We start from the raw sequence: 298 nt of genomic DNA, 5'->3' as shown, positions 1-298 counted from the left end.
AATCTATAAAACATTTTACTCATGACAAAATCTACTTCTTCATAGTAACACTAATTATACTCAATGTCAAACTACTCTCTCATTAATAAAATCCATATCGCAATGACATGGATTTTATGAACTGTAGGGAAAGCAACTAATCTTTCCCTCACTCAGTATAACATTTTAATTCATTTTTGCAATAGCAATAAATAAAAAGCACAGGACATCCCATGCTTTAGATCATTTATCTTTTATGTACGTTTGAAGCATAACGCCCACGAGACGTCATTTTGATATCAAAAGTAACCTTTTGACC

1 pseudogene is annotated in these 298 nt (G+C 31.2%); it reads right to left on the bottom strand.

The features are described from left to right. Positions 1-226 precede the first annotated feature (226 nt). Positions 227-298: pseudogene (locus tag HFD15_RS14490) on the bottom strand (cold-shock protein); the annotation flags it as partial.

The organism is Lactococcus sp. EKM203L (assembly GCF_011800585.1).
GTDB classification, from domain to species: domain Bacteria; phylum Bacillota; class Bacilli; order Lactobacillales; family Streptococcaceae; genus Lactococcus; species Lactococcus lactis.
The sequence above is the reverse complement of the archived record's forward strand: the minus strand, read 5'-3'. Positions and strand labels throughout refer to the sequence as shown.